This window comes from Candidatus Pseudomonas auctus (genome assembly GCF_048654275.1).
GTDB lineage: Bacteria > Pseudomonadota > Gammaproteobacteria > Pseudomonadales > Pseudomonadaceae > Aquipseudomonas > Aquipseudomonas pharyngis.
Map to the genome: position 1 here is coordinate 519,116 of NZ_JBJYZK010000002.1, position 16,986 is coordinate 536,101.

16 protein-coding genes are annotated in these 16,986 nt (G+C 62.4%); 5 read left to right on the top strand and 11 right to left on the bottom strand.

Annotation, left to right across the window (positions count from 1 at the left end):
* Positions 1 to 72: 72 nt before the first annotated feature.
* The 11 genes from ACKUG4_RS05890 to cbiE form a co-directional block, all read right to left on the bottom strand.
* On the bottom strand, positions 73 to 2,199 hold the full coding sequence (locus ACKUG4_RS05890) for a TonB-dependent receptor (protein ID WP_445433626.1): 2,127 nt from the start codon (positions 2,197 to 2,199) through the stop codon (positions 73 to 75).
* A 162-nt stretch (positions 2,200 to 2,361) separates the two neighbouring features.
* Entirely contained in the window at positions 2,362 to 3,741 is a 1,380-nt protein-coding gene (locus tag ACKUG4_RS05895) for a PepSY-associated TM helix domain-containing protein (RefSeq protein WP_445433627.1), read from the bottom strand.
* Positions 3,742 to 3,869: 128 nt separating this feature from the next.
* Positions 3,870 to 5,990, bottom strand: a complete 2,121-nt coding sequence (locus ACKUG4_RS05900) for a TonB-dependent copper receptor (RefSeq protein WP_445433628.1) — start codon at positions 5,988 to 5,990, stop codon at positions 3,870 to 3,872.
* Positions 5,991 to 6,074: 84 nt separating this feature from the next.
* Positions 6,075 to 6,521, bottom strand: a complete 447-nt coding sequence (locus ACKUG4_RS05905) for a DUF2946 domain-containing protein (protein ID WP_445433629.1) — start codon at positions 6,519 to 6,521, stop codon at positions 6,075 to 6,077.
* Positions 6,522 to 6,542: 21 nt separating this feature from the next.
* Positions 6,543 to 7,022, bottom strand: a complete 480-nt coding sequence (locus ACKUG4_RS05910; protein ID WP_085648100.1) for a copper chaperone PCu(A)C — start codon at positions 7,020 to 7,022, stop codon at positions 6,543 to 6,545.
* Positions 7,023 to 7,070: 48 nt separating this feature from the next.
* On the bottom strand, positions 7,071 to 7,472 hold the full coding sequence (locus ACKUG4_RS05915; protein WP_064593200.1) for a DUF2946 domain-containing protein: 402 nt from the start codon (positions 7,470 to 7,472) through the stop codon (positions 7,071 to 7,073).
* Positions 7,473 to 7,584: 112 nt separating this feature from the next.
* Entirely contained in the window at positions 7,585 to 7,908 is a 324-nt protein-coding gene (locus ACKUG4_RS05920; RefSeq protein WP_007951041.1) for a helix-turn-helix domain-containing transcriptional regulator, read from the bottom strand.
* A 4-nt stretch (positions 7,909 to 7,912) separates the two neighbouring features.
* Entirely contained in the window at positions 7,913 to 8,248 is a 336-nt protein-coding gene (locus ACKUG4_RS05925; RefSeq protein ID WP_085648101.1) for a type II toxin-antitoxin system RelE/ParE family toxin, read from the bottom strand.
* A 56-nt stretch (positions 8,249 to 8,304) separates the two neighbouring features.
* Positions 8,305 to 9,030, bottom strand: coding sequence for a cobalt-precorrin-6A reductase (locus ACKUG4_RS05930; protein ID WP_445433630.1), 726 nt, complete (start codon positions 9,028 to 9,030; stop codon positions 8,305 to 8,307).
* On the bottom strand, positions 9,027 to 10,124 hold the full coding sequence (locus ACKUG4_RS05935; RefSeq protein WP_445433631.1) for a cobalt-precorrin-5B (C(1))-methyltransferase: 1,098 nt from the start codon (positions 10,122 to 10,124) through the stop codon (positions 9,027 to 9,029). Before ACKUG4_RS05935 ends, ACKUG4_RS05930 begins: the two co-directional genes overlap by 4 nt.
* Positions 10,117 to 11,328, bottom strand: a complete 1,212-nt coding sequence (cbiE, locus tag ACKUG4_RS05940; RefSeq protein ID WP_445433632.1) for a precorrin-6y C5,15-methyltransferase (decarboxylating) subunit CbiE — start codon at positions 11,326 to 11,328, stop codon at positions 10,117 to 10,119. The genes ACKUG4_RS05935 and cbiE overlap by 8 nt, the downstream gene beginning before the upstream one ends.
* Positions 11,329 to 11,598: 270 nt before the next feature.
* Here cbiE and ACKUG4_RS05945 point away from each other — a divergent pair, with 270 nt between their 5' ends.
* The 5 genes from ACKUG4_RS05945 (at position 11,599) to cobJ (ending at position 16,748) form a co-directional block, all read left to right on the top strand.
* Positions 11,599 to 12,237 carry a hypothetical protein gene (locus ACKUG4_RS05945; protein ID WP_445433633.1) on the top strand — a complete coding sequence of 213 codons (639 nt, stop codon included), beginning with the start codon at positions 11,599 to 11,601 and terminating at the stop codon, positions 12,235 to 12,237.
* Between the two features lie 159 nt (positions 12,238 to 12,396).
* Positions 12,397 to 13,695: a precorrin-3B synthase gene (gene cobG / locus ACKUG4_RS05950; RefSeq protein WP_445433634.1), complete on the top strand. Its 1,299-nt coding sequence runs from the start codon at positions 12,397 to 12,399 to the stop codon at positions 13,693 to 13,695.
* Positions 13,688 to 14,314 (top strand): precorrin-8X methylmutase, encoded by a 627-nt coding sequence (locus ACKUG4_RS05955; protein WP_064593212.1) that lies wholly within the window; start codon positions 13,688 to 13,690, stop codon positions 14,312 to 14,314. The genes cobG and ACKUG4_RS05955 overlap by 8 nt, the downstream gene beginning before the upstream one ends.
* The gene (locus tag ACKUG4_RS05960) at positions 14,311 to 15,045 is read left to right on the top strand and encodes a precorrin-2 C(20)-methyltransferase (protein WP_445433635.1); all 735 of its coding nucleotides are present in this window, start codon (positions 14,311 to 14,313) and stop codon (positions 15,043 to 15,045) included. The genes ACKUG4_RS05955 and ACKUG4_RS05960 overlap by 4 nt, the downstream gene beginning before the upstream one ends.
* Positions 15,045 to 16,748, top strand: coding sequence for a precorrin-3B C(17)-methyltransferase (gene cobJ / locus ACKUG4_RS05965; protein WP_445433636.1), 1,704 nt, complete (start codon positions 15,045 to 15,047; stop codon positions 16,746 to 16,748). The genes ACKUG4_RS05960 and cobJ overlap by 1 nt, the downstream gene beginning before the upstream one ends.
* Positions 16,749 to 16,986: the final 238 nt, after the last annotated feature.

Genomic DNA, 16,986 nt, shown 5'->3' on the forward strand with positions numbered 1-16,986 from the left:
AACTTGCCCAAACACCTCGGTCAGTCCCCTCTCCCTCCGGGAGAGGGTTAGGGTGAGGGCGGGGCCAGTGAGTCAAAAGGTGTAGTCAGCGGTGACAAAGAACGAACGAGGCTCACCCAGAATCCACTGCTGGCCCTCATTGTATTGGCTTTGTGCGTACGTCCGGTCAAACAGATTGTTCACCTGCAACCCAAGCGTGGTGTTGCGCAGGGCTTTCCACGACAGCGTCGCATCGACCACGGTGTAGCTCGGCAGCTCGTTGCGGTTGGCCATGTCGGCGTAGCGCGCATCGACATAACGCACACCGGCGCCGGCCTTCAGGTCATCAGTGAGCGCTTTACTCAGCCACAGATTCGCCGTGCGGCGTGGCACGTCCACCGGGCGATTGCCGTTGCGCGACACCGGCACGCCGCCGACCACTTCTTCAAAATCGTCGTACTTGGCTTTGACGATGGTGGCGTTGGCCTGCAGCTGCCAGGCGTTCGGCAGTTGCAGATCGAGGCTGGCTTCCAGCCCGTTCGACGATTGCTGGCCGACCTGCTGCTTGAGTGTCGGGTTGCCTGGATCGTCGGTCAGCAGCTTTTTCTTCACGATGCGATACGCCGCCAGCGTGAATTCGCCACGCTGGTCCCAGAACAGCTGCTTCATGCCGATTTCGGTTTGCCGCGCGGTGGACAGGTCATATTGCTGCTGACTAGGGCTCAGCGAAATCAGACCGCCGATGCCATCGGTGCTGGTGGCGACCTGACCGTAGAACGAGGTGTCTTGCGTCAACGCGAACACCAGGCCGGCCTTCCAGTTGTTGCCGGTCAGGGTCTTGTCGCTCTGGCTGCCGTCGACCAGGTTGTTGCGATCCACATGCACGTAGTCGCGGCGCACACCGGTCACCAGCGACCAGCGCTCGCTCAATTGCGTGCGGTTTTCGGCGAATACCGACATCTGTCTGGTGGTGCTGTCGAACTGATCGCGATACGGATCGGCGCTCTCGAAATAACCGGTTTGCGGGTGATACCGATCCAGCGGCTGGCCATTCGGCAATACGTCGTTGAACGGCGAGTTGCTGTCGAGCTGGAAGCGAATACGGTTGTAGTCGACGCCGGTCACGGTCTGGCTGTCGAGACCGAACAGTGAGTGCTTGAAGGTGAAGGTCTGGCGGTCGCCGACCTGTTCCTGTTGGTGGCCAATGCCGAAGTAACCGCTGCGGCTGAGTTGTTGGCTATCGGCGTCGAAATTGTAGTTCTCGGCGTTCTGCCAGCGGCGTTGGGCCTTGAGGTAGTACAGCTCGTTGCTGGCGCTGACCGCCTCGTTGATCTGCCAATCCGAGGTCAGGCGCGTCCATTGATCGTTGTAGTGCTGCTTGTCGTCGCGCACGTTGTAGTTCTTGTTGCGCAGGCTGTCTTTCAATTGGCCGTTGATCAGTGGCGTGCCGAAGTAGTTTTGCGGGCGCTGATCGCCGTAATCGTGGGCGAGGGTGAAGGTCAGGTCGTCGGTCGCCTGCCAGCGCAGGGCGGCGCTGATGAAGTCGCTGGACGAGTCGCCGTGATCGACCCAGCCGTTGCTGCGCAGGCGGTTGAGGTTGAGGCGATAGCTCAGGGTGTCGGTCAGCGAGCCGCCGCTGTCGAACGCCTGCTGCTGGCGGTCGAACGAGCCGTAGCCGACCCGCACATGGTTTTCGATTTCGCCATCGAACGGCTTCTTCGGGATCACGTTGACCACCGCGCCGGTCGCGCCTTCGCCGTACAGCACCGAGGCCGGGCCGCGCAGGACATCGACGCGTTCCACCGACCAGGTGTCGACCGGAAACGTCACCGTGCCCATGCCGGTGTACATGCGGTTGCCGTCATACAACTGCATCACCGAACTCTGCCCGGTAAAACCCCGGGCCTGTAACGAGGTGCCGCCGTCGCCCGGCGTGCCGGTGCGACTGATGCCGGTACTGCGCGACACCGCGTCCTGCACGCTGCGGTCGCCACGGGCGCGGACCTGTTCGCCGCTCAGGCTTTCGACACTGGCCGGGGTTTCCATCGCACTGAGGTTCAGGCGCGAGCCGGCGCTGGTCGGCGTGGTCAGGCTGACGGTCGGGTCGTCATTGGCCAAGGCGGTGATGGTGCCGGTGGGCAGCATCAGCGGGGCGTTGTCGGCGTGGGCGCTGTTGTTCAAGGCGAACAGACAGAGGCTGGACAAGAGGTACTTGTTCATCGGGGCGGTGAATCACTTCTTCAAAAGAAAAGCCCGCCGGCTCATGACAATGCATGGCCGCGGGCAGAGCAGCAAATTTGCGTTATACAGTAACACTAAAAAATGCCGGAGTTTAAGCCCCGGCAGTTTAAAGATCTGTCTAAACCGCGCATCTCGCCTGTTTCATGATGAAGTTGAGGCGGATTCAGTTTGTCGGCCCAGACGCGACAGCAGCAACCGATCCAGCAACCACACCACCACCAGCGAAGCCCCCACCAGCGGAAACACCACCGCGAGTACGAGCATGATTGCCACGCCGGTTTTCCACTTCGGCAGATCGTGACGCAGCGGCGGTACGCCGAACTTGCCGTGCGGCCGGCGCTTCCACCAGATCACCACGCCGCTGACGGCGCTGAGCAGAATCATCAGGCAGATCAGCAGCACGATGATCTGGTTGAAGGTGCCGAACATCTTGCCCTCGTGGAGCATCACGCCGATCTCGGTAGCGCGGGCAACAGCGCCGTATTGCTCGAAGCGCACATCGGCGAGAACCTTGCCGGTGTGCTGATCGATGTGCAGGGTCGCGTCGTTGCGTGGGTCGTCGGCGAACACGGCGATGGTGAACACGCCGGTTGCGGTGGTCGGCAGGGTGATGCTGTAGCCCGGCTCGACCTTGCGCTCGATGGCGATGTTCTGCACGTCCTGCAGGCGGATGGTCGGCGCGGCGGGGCCGTGTTGCATGCCACCGTGGGCCATGTGTTCGGCGTGGTCGCCGGACATCGGCATCGGGGTGTTTTCCATCGCCCAGGGTACGGTCTGGCGCGCGGCGTTGTTGAGGCTGCCGGCCTCGACGTCGGAGGTTGGCACGTTGTCCCACATCGCCGCCGGGAACACGTTCCACACCTGGGCGTACTGTTTGCCCCAGAAGCCGGTCCAGGTCATGCCGCTGAGCAGCATCACCAGCAGCAATGCCGCGCCCCAGAATCCGGTGACCGCATGCAGGTCACGCCACAGCACGCGGCCGCGACTGCTCAGGCGTGGCCACAGAATCCCCGCGGCCTGACCTCGCGGCCACCACAGGAAAACCCCGGACACCACCAGCACCACGCCCCAGCCGGCGGCCATTTCGATCAGTCGGTCACCGACGGTGCCGATCATCAGTTCGCCGTGAATCGCCCGGGCGATGGCTTGCAGGTTCTGCTTGGCATCCTGCTCGCCGAGGATGTCGCCGTGGTACGGATCGACGAACACGTTCAGCTCATGGCCGGCATTGGCCACGACAAACTGCGCGCTGCGCTCGGCATTCACCGGCGGCAGGTACTGGGTGACCTGGCCCTGTGGATAAGCGCTTTTGACCTTTTGCAGCAAGTCATCGGCCGGCACGGTGTGATGCCCGGCGGGGACGTTCAGCAGGCTGCTGTACATCAGCGAATCGAGTTGCGGCTTGAACAGGTAAATGATGCCGGTCAGGGCCAGCATCACCATGAATGGGGCGACGAACAATCCGGCATAAAAATGCCAACGCCAGGCCAGGTTGTAGAAATTCGGTTTGGGCTGTTTCATCACGTGTGCTCCGCTTGGCTTGGATCTTCTCGTTGTCTGTTGCGGTTGCTGCGCAACCTATCGCTAGCAGGGCTAGCTCCCACAGGTTCAACTCGATCCTTGTGGGAGCCAGCCTGCTGGCGATGCTGTTAGAAACTCATGTCCACCTTGGTCCAGAGCGTGCGCCCTGGTTCATTGATGGCTTGCGGGTCGTTGGCCGGGTAGCCGAACCCGGCGTTGCCCGCCAGGTTCAGGTGTTCGGCGTAGGCCTTGCCGAACAGGTTGTCGACGCCGGTACTGACCTTCCAGTGTTTGTTGATCCGGTAGGCACCGTTGAGCGAGAACACGCCGAAGCCTGAACTCTTGTCGTAATCCTTGCCGACCACGTTGCCCTTGTTCTGATCGATACGGTTTTGCGCGGCGACCACCCTCCACAGTGCGCCGGCACTCCAGTTGTCTTCGCTGTAGGTCAGGCCGAAACGTGCATCCAGCGGCGGCATCTGCGGCAGGGCCTTGCCATCGCTGCTGTTCTTGCCCCAGGCGTAGGCCAGGGTCGCATCGGCTTTCCAGTTGTCGGTGAGTTTGTAAGCGGCACCGAGTTCACCGCCCATGATCCGCGCGTCGATGTTCTCGGCGCGGGAGGTGCTCATGCCCATCATCGTCGGGGTGTAATCGAACAGGATGTAATCGCGCACCTGGCCGATGTAACCGGAGGCCCAGGCTTCGAGGTCGGCGCTCTTGTAGTTCACGCCGAAGTCGAGCTGGGTGGTCTTTTCCGGCTTGATCGAATCGAACGCATTGACCGAACCGGCCGGGCCGGATTTGGGCGAAAACAGCTCCCAGTAATCCGGGAACCGCTGGGCATGGCCGAGGCCGGCGTAGAGCGTGGTCGGGCTGTCGGCCAGGTCATGCTCGTAACGGATGAAACCGCTCGGCAGGGTGTCGGCGCGGGTATCGCCAGCGGTCGGGTTCGGCCGGGACATCATTCCCGAGCCGGTGCTCTGCCGATAATCCTTGGCCGAGGCGCGGTCGACCCGGGCGCCGGTAATCAGCCGGTCGCGGTCGGCGGCGTACCAGGTCATTTCGCTGAACACGCCGTAGTTATGGAAGTCGGCGTCCTTGGTGAACGGCTGATCCTTGTAGGTATCGATGCCCATGCCGCTGCGCTGCCGGTGTTCGTTGGTCTGCGCATCGAGCCCGGTGATCAGCTGGATGTCGGCCCAGCGCCAGGTGGCCTTGATCCGTGCGCCGAGGGTGCGGCGGTCGACATTGGATGCCATGGGACCTGCCATCATCCCGGTGCCGGACGGCGTGCGCAGGGTGTAGTTGTCCATCACGTGGTCGGCGTAGTTGTAGTAGACCTGGGCTTCGAGCTTCTCCAGCACGTCGCTGATGTTGGATTTCTCGAAACGCAGACCGAGGCTTTCGCGCAGGAATTGCGAGCCGTCCATGCCGCGTCCGGCGTAGCGCGCTTCGCCGTCGCCCTTGCCGGCGGTGAGTTCGATCAGGGTGTCGGCGTCCGGGGTCCAGCCCACCGCCACGTCGCCGTTCCACTTGTCATAGCGCGAGGCAACGATGTCGTTGTTGCCGTCGCGGTAATCGTCGGAATGCGCGGTGTTGCCGATCACCCGCACGTAGCCCAACGAACCGCCGGCCGCCGCATCGACGACTTTGTCGAAGCGCCCGTGGGAGCCGGCCAGCACGCTGGCGTTCACCCGCGTGCCCAGTTCGCCGAAGCTTTCCGGTTCGCGGTCGAACAGGATCGTGCCGGCCGAGGCGCCCGGTCCATAAAGCACGGTTTGCGGGCCTTTGATCACGGTGAGTTTGTCGTAGGTCTCGGGCGAAATGTACGAGGTCGGCGCGTCCATTCGGCCGGGGCAGGCGCCGAGCATCATGCTGCCGTTGGTGAGGATGTTCAGGCGCGAACCGAACATGCCGCGCAATACCGGATCACCGTTGGTGCCGCCGTTGCGCACCAGGGCGAAGCCGGGAATGGTCTTCAGGTAGTCGCCGCCGTCACTGGCCGGCACCGGTTGGCGCGGGTCTTTCGGGTTGGTGACGATGGTCAGCGGCGAGCTCGGGGCGATGGCGGTGATCACCGTCGGGCTCAGCTCATCAGTGTGGCCGGCGTGTTCGTCGGCGTGGACCAGCGGGGACAGCAGGACGCCGCAAAGGACGGCGGTCGCGTGTCTGAAACGAACGCGGGATTCGTTCAGAGCAAAGGACGCCGGGGCAGAACCCGGGCGTGGGACAGCAGAAAACCTGGACATGACAATTTCCATCAAACAGTCGTAAACAACACGGCCGGCAGCCTGAAGCTGTCTTCTCAACCGTGTGCAATCAGAGGTGGGTGTTTACGCTGCGACGGGCGGGGCGCGGGTGCGGGCGCCGGGGAAGAAGGTCCGCCGGGCATGGCCCAGACGCGGGGAGGGTGGGGTGAAGGTGTTGACCAGTGGAATGCTGAAGGTGGCGAAGCTGCCACCGCCGGTCAGCGCCGGGCAGTTGAACAGCAGGCTGCAATAACCGCATTTTTCCCACAGTACGTGGTGCGAGGATTGCGGCGGGCAATGTTCTGCGGTGGGTTGCGCGGTGTGCCCGGAGTGATCCATACCCGTCATGTCCATCGACATGTCCATGCTCATCGGCATGGAGGTCGAGGCGTGCTGATCCATCGGCATCGACTGGGAAATCAGCGGGCCGATGAAGATCATCAACATGGCGAACAGGGCGATCCAGCTGCCGCGGGTCAGGTGTTCAGTCTGACGGCGTTGCAGGGAGGGCCTGGCGCTCAGGGGGCGCATGGGCGAAGTCTGCCGGAACGGTTACTGGGCGTGCGCGTGGGCTTGCGTGGCTTGCGGCGGCTTCTTCTGCACGGCGACTTCGACGGTCACGTCACCGGCCTTTTCGAAGTGCATCGTCAGGGGAAAGCGTTTGCCGTCGGTCAGCAGACTGCGGTCGGTCGGATTCATCAGCATCACGTGATAGGCCATCGGCGCGAATGTCACGTTTTCACCGGCCGGGATGGCCACGTTCGGCACCTGTTGCATCTTCATCAGATCGCCCTGCATCACGTGCTCGTGCAGTTCCGCTGTCGGGGCAATCGGCGAGTCGACGCTGAGCAGGCGGTCAGCGGTCTTGCCGGCGTTGTGAATGATGAAATACGCGGCAACGGTCGGCGCGTTCGGCGGCAGTTCCTGCGACCACGGGTGGGCGATTTCCAGCTCGCCGGCCTTGTATTCGTGGGCATGGGCGAAGCACGCAGGCAGCAACAGCGCAGCGATGACGATGAATTTGTTCAACATGGCAGTTCTCCAGAACGATTTGAAACGCAGGTCAAATGCGGGAACAAATCAGACCAGAGGAGAGGCGCGGGGATTGAGGCTCGGCCATTGCTGGCGCGGTGTCGGGGTTTGCAGCAAGGCGGGCGCCACACTGCGATTGCTTTCGTACTGAGCGAAATACAGCTGCGGCGAATGCCCCGGCAACGCCACCACCGGCGCCGATCCGGAACAGCACCAGCAATGCTGCATGGTCGAATGATTGTCACCGCTTTGCGGTGCTTTCTGATCGAGGCTGCCGATGTCGATCGCCACCATCTTCGTCCCGCTGCCGGTGCAGAAACTGCTCCACAGCAACTGCTCGGCCGGCGACTGCGCCGCCTGCGCCATCGCTCCCGTCAACGGCATGGCAAGCATGTTGAACAGCACTGCGAAGCAGGCGATCCAGGCAAATGCGAGCCGGTGTCGGTTCATGGGACAGGTCCGTAGGGTGGGCGATCAGGCGCGGCTATTTAGCCTGATCAGGGCCGATAAGTAAAAAAGCGTCGTGCGGTTTGGTGTCGCAGCGATCTCATCAACCAATCGCTCAGTTCACTGGTACCGCGTGAACCTCCATGTCTACTCCCAGCGTAGCTCGGATTACCGAAAAAATTTTCGCCAGATTGTCCATGCTCGGGTTGCCTTTGGCGGACAACATTCGATGCAGGCTTTTGCTGGGCTTTTCAGTTTCCCTTGCAAGCTCTTCGAATCCGACAGTTGCATTGACGAGGTCGCGCAAAATTATCCTGGCAACTTCTGGCTCGCCATTCAGAAAAAGCGTTGCGGCTTCGTCCAGTAATGCCTGGGCAAATTCGGGATCACGTTGTGCACGCTCTGAAATTGAAATTTTGTAGCTTCGAGTGAGCGCCATCAAATTACCTCTGGTTCTGTTCAGCTTTTTTTCGAATTCGAAATTCGGCTATCAGTGCTTTCACCTGTTTGATGTCCTGTCTCTGTGTGGATTTATCTCCTCCACCGAACAAGATGATCAGTCGTTTTCCCTCTTGTATCAGATAAATTCTATAGCCAGGACCCCAGTTTATTTTGTATTCGCCGAGACCATCGAACCATTTGATGTTGGAGGTGTTGCCCGCTTCCAACCGTGCCAAGGCTTTCGAAACCCTCGCTGCGGCCGGCACGCTCAAAGTGGAGATCCAACGGCCAAACGGGCTTGAATCGTTTTCTTGTAGATATTCTTCGAGTGTGATCACAGTCGGCCCTGAAGGTAACAAATAGGTTACTTATCATGCAAGCCGTGGATCTTGCCTCAGGAGTTGATTGTCTCCAATTCAACAAGTGTTTCTTGAAGCGTCCAAAACTCCCGATCAACCCCCGCCAACTCCGGCCGCTTCAACACCATCACCGGCACCCCAAGCGCCCGCGCCACGTCCAGCTTCGGCTCGGTTGCGGTGCTGCCGCTGTTCTTGCTGATCAGCACGTCGATCTGCCGGCTTTCGAACAGGGTTCGTTCATCCTGCAGCAGAAACGGCCCGCGGGCGCCGATGACTTCGCAGCGTTCGTTGCCGGGGTAGACGTCGAGGGCGCGCAGGGTCCAGAACTGGTGCGCAGGGATTTCATCGAGGTGTTGCAGCGGTTCGCGGCCGAGGGTGAACAGTGGGCGATGGAAAGGGGCGAGGGCGGTGATCAGTTCGGCCCAGTCGGCGACTTCGCGCCAGTCATCGCCGGGTTGCGGTTGCCACGCGGGGCGGCGCAGGGCCCAGCAGGGGATGCCGGTGAGTTGCGCAGCGGTGGCGGCGTTCCGGCTGATTTGTGCGGCGTAGGGGTGGGTCGCGTCGAGCAAAAGTGTGATGCCTTCAGCGCGAATGAACTGCGCCAGACCTTCGGCGCCACCGTAGCCGCCGACGCGCACCTGACACGTCAGATCGGTCGGCACCCGGCCGACACCGGCCAGGCTGTAGATGTGCTCCGGTCCCAACGTGCGTGCGATCGCCAACGCTTCCGTCACGCCGCCGAGCAACAAGATTCGCTTCATTCAAAGGCACCCGCATGGCCAACAATGCCACCCTGACGATCAATCGCAAACACCTCGACCTGCACCTGCGCCGGCACCACGCTGCGGGCGAATTCCAGCGCATGGCGGCAAACTTCATCACCGAGGGCAACGCCCGCCGCACTGGCCATCGCCAACGCCTGCTGACTGGTGTTCGCCCCGCGAATGGCTTGCTGCAACGCATCGTCAGCACCAATCGCCGCTGCCCATTCCGCCAGTTGCGGCAGGTCGATACTCGAATGACGCGAGTGCAGGTCCATGTGCCCGGCCGCCAGTTTGCTGATCTTACCGAAGCCGCCGCACAGGCTGAGTTTATCCACAGGTACTTTGCGCAGGTGCTTGAGCACCGCGCCGACGAAGTCGCCCATTTCGATCAGGGCGATTTCCGGCAGGTTGTAGACCCGGCGCATGGTGTCTTCGCTGGCGTTGCCGGTGCAGGCGGCGATGTGCAGGTAGCCGTTGGTTTTCGCCACGTCGATGCCTTGATGGATCGAAGCGATGTATGCCGCGCAGGAAAACGGCCGGACGATGCCGCTGGTGCCGAGGATCGACAGGCCGCCGAGAATCCCCAGACGCGGGTTCATGGTTTTCAGCGCCAGGGCTTCGCCGCCCTCGACATTGACCGTCACCTCGAAGCCGCCGCGATAGCCGGTTTCTTCGGCGAGCAGGGTCAGGTGATCGCTGATCATCTTGCGCGGCACCGGGTTGATCGCCGGTTCGCCGACGCCCAGCACCAACCCTGGCCGGGTCACAGTGCCGACGCCCTTGCCGGCCACGAAGCGAATCCCCGGCTCGTCCATCAGCCGCACCCGCGAATAAAGCAGGGCGCCGTGAGTCACGTCCGGATCATCGCCGGCATCCTTGATCGTTCCGGCTTCGGCGCCGTGTTCGGTCAGCCGGCAGAACTCCAGACGCATCTGCACCTGCTTGCCCTTGGGCAACACGATCTGCACGGCGTCGGCCGATGAGCCACCGAGCAGCAGACGGGCAGCGGCGAGGCTGGTGGCCGTGGCGCAGCTGCCGGTGGTCAGGCCGCTGCGCAGGGGCGCGGGTTGTTCGGCGGTTTCGTCACGCATCAAGGGGTTTGACCAGATCGAGCAGGGTGATCGGCAAGGCCTGGCGCCAGGTGTCGAACTCGCCCAGCGGCTGTGCCTGGGCAATGTGGATGCGGGTCAACTCGCCACCGTGGCGTTCGCGCCAGGCCATCAAGGTCATTTCGCTTTGCAGCGTCACGGCGTTGGCCACCAGTCGGCCGCCGGGTTTGAGGTGTTCCCAGCAGGTGTCGATCACGCCTTCGCGGGTCACGCCGCCGCCGATGAAAATGGCGTCCGGACGCTCAAGACCGGCGAGGGCCTGAGGAGCACTGCCGCGAATCAGTTGCAGGCCAGGAACGCCCAAGGCATCACGGTTGTGTTCGATCAGTTGCTGGCGACCCTCGTCGGCCTCGATGGCCAGGGCGCGGCAGCTCGGGTGAGCGCGCATCCACTCGATGCCGATCGAGCCGCTGCCGGCGCCGACGTCCCACAACAGTTCGCCCGGGGTCGGGGCGAGGCGGGCGAGGGTGATGGCGCGCACGTCGCGCTTGGTCAGTTGGCCGTCGTGCCGGAAGGCGGAGTCCGGCAGACCGGCGAGACGCGACAGGCGTGGTGTATCTGGATCACCCAGGCATTCGATGGCGATCACGTTGAGGTCGGCAATGAGCGGATCGTTCCAGTCGTTGGCTGTGCCGTCGATCCGGCGTTCAGCGTCGCCGCCCAGATGTTCCAGAACACTCAGGCGACTGGCGCCGAATCCGCGTTCACGCAGCAACGTGGCAACCGCCGCCGGGCTCTGGCCGTCATTGCTCAGCAGCAACAGGCGCACGCCGCTGAACAGTTGCGCATTGAGGGCCGCAAGAGGGCGGGCCACCAGCGACAGCACATTGACGTCCTGCAACGGCCAGCCCAGCCGGGAAGCCGCCAGCGAGCATGAGGATGGCGCTGGCAGAACCAGCATTTCGGTTCCTGGCACCTGCCGCGCCAGACTTGCGCCAACGCCGTAGAACATCGGATCACCGCTGGCCAGCACGCACACCGCTTCACCGCGACGATCGAGCACCGGGGCCAGGGAAAACGGGCTCGGCCACAACTGGCGCTCGCCACGGATGCACACCGGCAACAGGTCCAGCTGACGCTGACCGCCGATGATCCGCGAAGCGCCCATCAAGGCGCGCCGGGCATTCTTGCCCAGGCCCTTGAAGCCGTCTTCACCGATTCCCACTACCGTCAGCCAGGGTGTCATGCCGTTCCTCAATCTCATGCGCCGTTCAAGCGGCGCATGATAGCGCGGCTTCTGTTGTCTGGCGCTGCTGCCTTGTTGCAGGCGAAGGCAGCGGTAGACATGTTATGTGGTTGAAAACCGATTGGCGGATCTAACGTCTTTGTTATTTTGGTTTTTGATCAAGTTGAACGTTACCCATAAAACGGGCTGGATCATCTTCTGAACGATTATTTAATTAACTAGTGATTGAACGCCTTGCTGGCGTCCGGTGATAGGGATGTGAGGATAAACATGGATGACATAAAACATAATGCGACACTTGTCGGCGATATATTGCTGACCGGCAGTCGGGGGCAATCAAACGAGGATTATCAGTTCGCGTTGAACTGTACTTACCTGGCACAGCGCCAGGCGGATATGACTTATAACAGTACGACCCAGCCTGGACGATGGACCGATTATTTTACCGATGTACTGTGGTCGCATGGCTGGAGCCGCGATTATCAGCCGATCGAGCATGTTCAAACGCAGTTCAGGGGCAGCGTGCGCGAGGTCTGGTCACGACTGGCATCGCCGCTGCTGAGTGCTGAACAGGTGGCTGGCGTTGATCGAGGGCTGGTGGCGCTCGAAGGCGACGTTGAACTGTTGAAAAAGGTCAAAGGCCTTAGTGGCAAAGTCTTCGATTTCAAAATCATGCCGATCAATTACAACGCCAATGGTGATATGGAATTGATCGTGACAAATACCCGGTTCATCAAGTCGAGCCTGAACACCGGGTATTTTTTCTGGAACGTTTCGCAAGTAATGACTCAGCTGGATGTTCTGGCTCGGAAGGTGGTGATCAGTCGCCGGGTCTTGGACGCTCGTCGAGCCAGTGTGATAAAGGCGCTGGAGGGGATCAAATTCAATTTCGAGGATTACCCGCTGTGACCGCCTCCCTCTGAGGCGATTTTCTTCCACGGGAATAGCCCGGCAACGCAGAATCCGACCGGCAGGCATTTTCATGCGCTCGGGCAAAGCAGGCATAATGGCGACCTTTCGCCCTCACGGTGCTGCCAGCCAGCCGGTCATCCCTTGAACGAACGCTCGATGTCAACAGCTCTACGCCCCTCGGCTTGTCCGGGGTTGCTGCGTATCGTCCAGGCGCTGGATGGCGGTATCTGCCGGATCAAACTCAATGGTGGTTCGATCAGCGCCGATCAGGCTGAGGTGGTGGCGCATGCCGCCGAGCGTTTCGCCAGTGGCGTGATCGAGGCAACCAACCGCGCCAACCTGCAGATTCGCGGGATCGGCGAGCACGGCACCGCGCTGATCGACAGGCTGCTGGCCGCCGGCCTCGGGCCGCGAACCGCCGCCGGTGATGATGTGCGCAACCTGATGCTAAGCCCTGCTGCAGGGATCGACCCGCAGATGCGCCTGGATACCCGCACGCTCGCCGGGCAGATTCTCGATACCCTGCAAAGCCATCCGCGTTTCCACGAGTTGAGCGCCAAGTTCGCCGTGCAACTGGATGGCGGTGAAGCGCTGGCGATGCTCGAACATCCCCATGATCTGTGGTTGTCGGTATACGAAGATCGCGGCGAAACGCTGTTGGCATTCGGCCTGGCGGGCTGTCCGTCGGAGCGACCGCTGGCCGCCGTGGCGCTTGCGCACGGACATGCGCTGGTGGTGGCGGTGCTGGAGGTGTTCCTCGATCTGGCTCGACCGGAGCAGACGCGAATGCGTCATCTGCTGGATGAATGTCCGGCGCCGATGTTCCTGGCAACACTCGGGCGGCGGATCCGTCTGCAAAGCGTCGGCGACTGGCGGCGTGAATCGACGCCGGAAGGCTTGCACATCGGCATCCATCCTCAGCCATCGGCCGGTCAGGTGTATGTCGGTGCCGCACCGGCGTTTGGCCGCCTCGATCCGGACATGCTGCGTGGCGCCGCGCAACTGGCCAGAACTTTCGGCGACGGCACCCTGCGTTTCACCCCTTGGCAGAGTCTGTTGCTGCCCAATGTGCGGGAAACCGCTGCGGTTCAAGTGCTCGACGAATTGGGCAAGCTGAACCTGCTGACCCATGCCGAAAATCCTGTAGCGCACCTGATCGCCTGCACCGGTTCCAACGGTTGCGGCAAAGGCCTGGCCGACACCAAACACGATGCCCGCCTGCTGGCGACGCTGTTGCCACATGCCGTGGATGTGCACCTGTCCGGCTGCCCGCGTTCCTGCGCCGCCGCCCACCGCGCTCCGGCAACGTTGCTGGCCGTCAGCCCCGGTCATTACGACCTCTATATTCGCGATGCAGCGGTGCCCGGTTTCGGCGCGCTGCACGCTCAAAACTTTACTATCGAAGCGGCCGCGACCCTGCTCGTCGCCCGCTCACGGAGCCCCCTTGATGCTTGATTACATCCGCGACGGTCAGGAGATCTATCGCAACTCCTTCGCGATCATTCGCCGCGAGGCCAACCTCGCGCGCATCCCGGCCGACCTGGAAAAACTCGCGGTGCGGGTGATCCATGCCTGCGGCATGGTCGAGGCGATCGACGGGCTGCAATTCTCCGCAGGCGCCGGCAAGGCCGGGCGCGATGCGCTGGCCGCTGGCGCGCCGATCCTGTGCGATGCGCGGATGGTTTCCGAGGGCGTGACCCGTGCGCGCCTGCCGGCCAACAACGAAGTGATCTGCACCCTGCGCGACGACAGCGTGCCGGAGCTGGCGCGCGAGCTGGGCAACACCCGCTCGGCAGCGGCGCTGGAACTGTGGCGTCCGCATCTGGAGGGCAGCGTGGTGGTGATCGGCAACGCGCCGACCGCGCTGTTCTATCTGCTGGAAATGCTCGACGCCGGCGCCCCGAAACCGGCGCTGATCCTCGGCTTTCCGGTGGGCTTCGTCGGCGCTGCCGAATCCAAGGCCGAGCTGGCTGCCAACAGCCGTGGCGTGCCGTTCGTGATCATGCAGGGCCGCCTCGGCGGCAGCGCCATGGCCGCCGCGGCGGTCAATGCCCTCGCCACGGAGATCGAATGATGCAGGCTAAAGGTCGTTTGATTGGCCTGGGCGTCGGCCCCGGTGATCCGGAACTGATTACCGTCAAGGCCCTGCGCCTGCTGCGCGAGTCGCCAGTGGTGGCGTACTTCGTGGCCAAGGGCAAGAAGGGCAACGCCTTCGGCATCATCGAAGCGCACCTGCAGGACGCGCAGAACCTGCTGCCGCTGGTGTACCCGGTGACCACCGAAGTGCTGCCGGCGCCGCTGTCCTACGAGCAGGTGATCAGCGATTTCTACGATGACGCGGCAGAGGAAGTGGCCGCGCATCTGGATGCCGGCCGCGATGTAGCGGTGATCTGCGAAGGTGACCCGTTCTTCTACGGTTCCTACATGTACCTGCATGACCGCCTGGCCAACCGTTATGAAGCCGAAGTGGTGCCGGGCGTCTGCTCGATGCTCGGCGGCGCGTCGGTGCTGGGCGCGCCGCTGGTGTATCGCAATCAGAGCCTGTCGGTATTGTCCGGTGTCCTGCCTCATGACGAGCTCAAACGTCGTCTGGCCGATGCCGACGCGGCGGTGATCATGAAGCTGGGGCGCAATTTCCCGAAAGTGCGCGACGTGTTGGCAGAACTGGGTCTGGCCGAGCGTGCGCTGTACGTCGAGCGCGCGACCATGGCCAACCAGAAGATCGTGCCGCTGGATGAGGTCGAGCCGATGTCCTCGCCGTACTTCTCGCTGATCATTGTTCCCGGCGAACGGTGGCAAGGCTGATGACTCATTCCACACCGGCCATCGTCATTCTCGGCCAGGGCGCGTTGGCCACGGCCCGTCGCCTGCAGCAGGTCTATCCAGCTGCGCAGATTCATGGACTGAAAGGGCGCGTCGATGGCGCCGACCTGACTTACAGCGACTTCGGCGCGACCCTGCGCGAGCTGTATCAACAGGACACGCCGATCATTGCCCTGTGCGCGGCGGGCATTGTCATCCGCACGCTGGCGCCGCTGTTGCTGGAGAAAGGCGCCGAACCACCGGTGCTCGCCGTGGCGGAAGACGGCAGCGCCGTGGTGCCGCTGCTCGGTGGCCTCGGTGGGGTGAACGTCATGGCTCGCGAGATTGCGGCTGCACTTGAAGTGGCAGCGGCGATCACCACCAGCGGCGAGTTGCGTTTCGGCACTTGCCTGCTCAATCCACCCGGCGGTTACGCGCTCGGCGATCTGGAGCAGGGCAAGCGATTTGTCTCTGATCTGCTCGCCGGCCACAGCGTGCGCATCGACGGTGCCGCGCCGTGGCTTGCGCAGGCGCAACTGCCGGAAGATCCACAGGCGCAGCGCTCGATTCGTGTGGGCAGCGATGCTCGCGCGGCGAGCGCCAGTGAGTTGTTGATTTATCCACGCAGTGTGGCGGTAGCGGTAGGTGCTGATGTGGTCGACCTGCCGGGCACTATCCGTGATGCGTTGCAGCATGCTGGTGTGGCGATTCAATCGCTGGCCTGTCTGGTGGCGGCGGACGTTCAGATGGCCAGCCCGGCGTTGCGTGAAGCAGCGCTCGAGCTGACGGTGCCGTTGCGCTTTGTTGCGCCGGCGGATGACCTTAGTCAGCTCGCCGGTCATGCCGTCCCCCATGCTCGGGTCATCGCGACATCCCCCAACATCGCCATCGCAGTGGCAGAACAGCCACTGGATGTTTCGCAGATCGGCCGCCCGCGCGGTCGTCTTGCCGTCATCGGTCTTGGTCCGGGCGCGGCCGAGTTGATGGTGCCAGCGGTAAAAGCCGAGCTGGCCCGGGCCACCGACGTGCTGGGTTATGAAACCTACGTGCGCATGGCCGGCCCCTTCCGCGACGATCAGGTGCAGCATTGCACCGACAACCGCGAAGAAATGCAGCGTGCCCGTCACGCTTTCCGACTGGCCGCGCAGGGCCGATCGGTGATTGTGGTTTCGTCCGGCGATCCGGGGGTGTTCGCCATGGCGGCGGCGGTGCTCGAAGCGTTGCACGAGTCGACGGATCCGGCGTGGCACAGCGTCGATCTGGAAATCCTGCCGGGTGTGTCCGCCTCACTCGCTACCGCCGCACAGGCCGGTGCACCGCTGGGACACGACTTTTGCGTGATGTCGCTGTCGGACAACCTCAAGCCATGGTCGATCATTGAGAAGCGCCTGGACCTGGCCGCCGAGGCCGATCTGGCATTGGCGTTTTACAATCCGATCTCCCGCGCCCGTCCGTGGCAGTTGGGGCGAGCCCTGGAAATCGTTGCCCAACATCGCACGCCGCAGACGCCGGTGGTGCTCGGTCGCGATATCGGCAGACCGGGGCAGACCCTGCGTACCACTACGCTGGGCGCATTGACCGCGGATCAGGTGGACATGCGCACCATGGTGCTGATCGGTTCATCCACCACCTGCACCTTCCCCCGTGCGACGGGAGGCGACTGGGTGTACACCCCCCGCTGGTATGGCGAAAAGCCTGGCGGCTGATGCTCCCTTCCATGCTGTGTGCCCACTCGGGTATCGATTGACAAGACAAGGCCGCGAATGGGTTGTTCGCGGCCTTGTCTTTCGTATCGCACGGCAATTTATATATCTGTGACACTTGTTTGGAAGTTTTGATGTGGCGGGAAGTTTCCGTTGAAATTGTTTGAATGGCTTGTTGTTTGTTGAGTTGGTTTTTTTATACTAGTTTCGCTTCCGGAAAGTGCGTGTCGATCTGTTGTTT

What these genes read in the sequence shown, in the direction of transcription:
- ACKUG4_RS05890 (WP_445433626.1), bottom strand. Translation starts at nt 2,199, where the DNA reads ATGAACAAGTACCTCTTGTCCAGCCTCTGTCTGTTCGCCTTGAACAAC.
- ACKUG4_RS05895 (WP_445433627.1), bottom strand. Translation starts at nt 3,741, where the DNA reads ATGAAACAGCCCAAACCGAATTTCTACAACCTGGCCTGGCGTTGGCAT.
- ACKUG4_RS05900 (WP_445433628.1), bottom strand. Translation starts at nt 5,990, where the DNA reads ATGTCCAGGTTTTCTGCTGTCCCACGCCCGGGTTCTGCCCCGGCGTCC.
- ACKUG4_RS05905 (WP_445433629.1), bottom strand. Translation starts at nt 6,521, where the DNA reads ATGCGCCCCCTGAGCGCCAGGCCCTCCCTGCAACGCCGTCAGACTGAA.
- ACKUG4_RS05910 (WP_085648100.1), bottom strand. Translation starts at nt 7,022, where the DNA reads ATGTTGAACAAATTCATCGTCATCGCTGCGCTGTTGCTGCCTGCGTGC.
- ACKUG4_RS05915 (WP_064593200.1), bottom strand. Translation starts at nt 7,472, where the DNA reads ATGAACCGACACCGGCTCGCATTTGCCTGGATCGCCTGCTTCGCAGTG.
- ACKUG4_RS05920 (WP_007951041.1), bottom strand. Translation starts at nt 7,908, where the DNA reads ATGGCGCTCACTCGAAGCTACAAAATTTCAATTTCAGAGCGTGCACAA.
- ACKUG4_RS05930 (WP_445433630.1), bottom strand. Translation starts at nt 9,030, where the DNA reads ATGAAGCGAATCTTGTTGCTCGGCGGCGTGACGGAAGCGTTGGCGATC.
- ACKUG4_RS05935 (WP_445433631.1), bottom strand. Translation starts at nt 10,124, where the DNA reads ATGCGTGACGAAACCGCCGAACAACCCGCGCCCCTGCGCAGCGGCCTG.
- cbiE (WP_445433632.1), bottom strand. Translation starts at nt 11,328, where the DNA reads ATGACACCCTGGCTGACGGTAGTGGGAATCGGTGAAGACGGCTTCAAG.
- ACKUG4_RS05945 (WP_445433633.1), top strand. Translation starts at nt 11,599, where the DNA reads ATGGATGACATAAAACATAATGCGACACTTGTCGGCGATATATTGCTG.
- cobG (WP_445433634.1), top strand. Translation starts at nt 12,397, where the DNA reads ATGTCAACAGCTCTACGCCCCTCGGCTTGTCCGGGGTTGCTGCGTATC.
- ACKUG4_RS05955 (WP_064593212.1), top strand. Translation starts at nt 13,688, where the DNA reads ATGCTTGATTACATCCGCGACGGTCAGGAGATCTATCGCAACTCCTTC.
- ACKUG4_RS05960 (WP_445433635.1), top strand. Translation starts at nt 14,311, where the DNA reads ATGATGCAGGCTAAAGGTCGTTTGATTGGCCTGGGCGTCGGCCCCGGT.
- cobJ (WP_445433636.1), top strand. Translation starts at nt 15,045, where the DNA reads ATGACTCATTCCACACCGGCCATCGTCATTCTCGGCCAGGGCGCGTTG.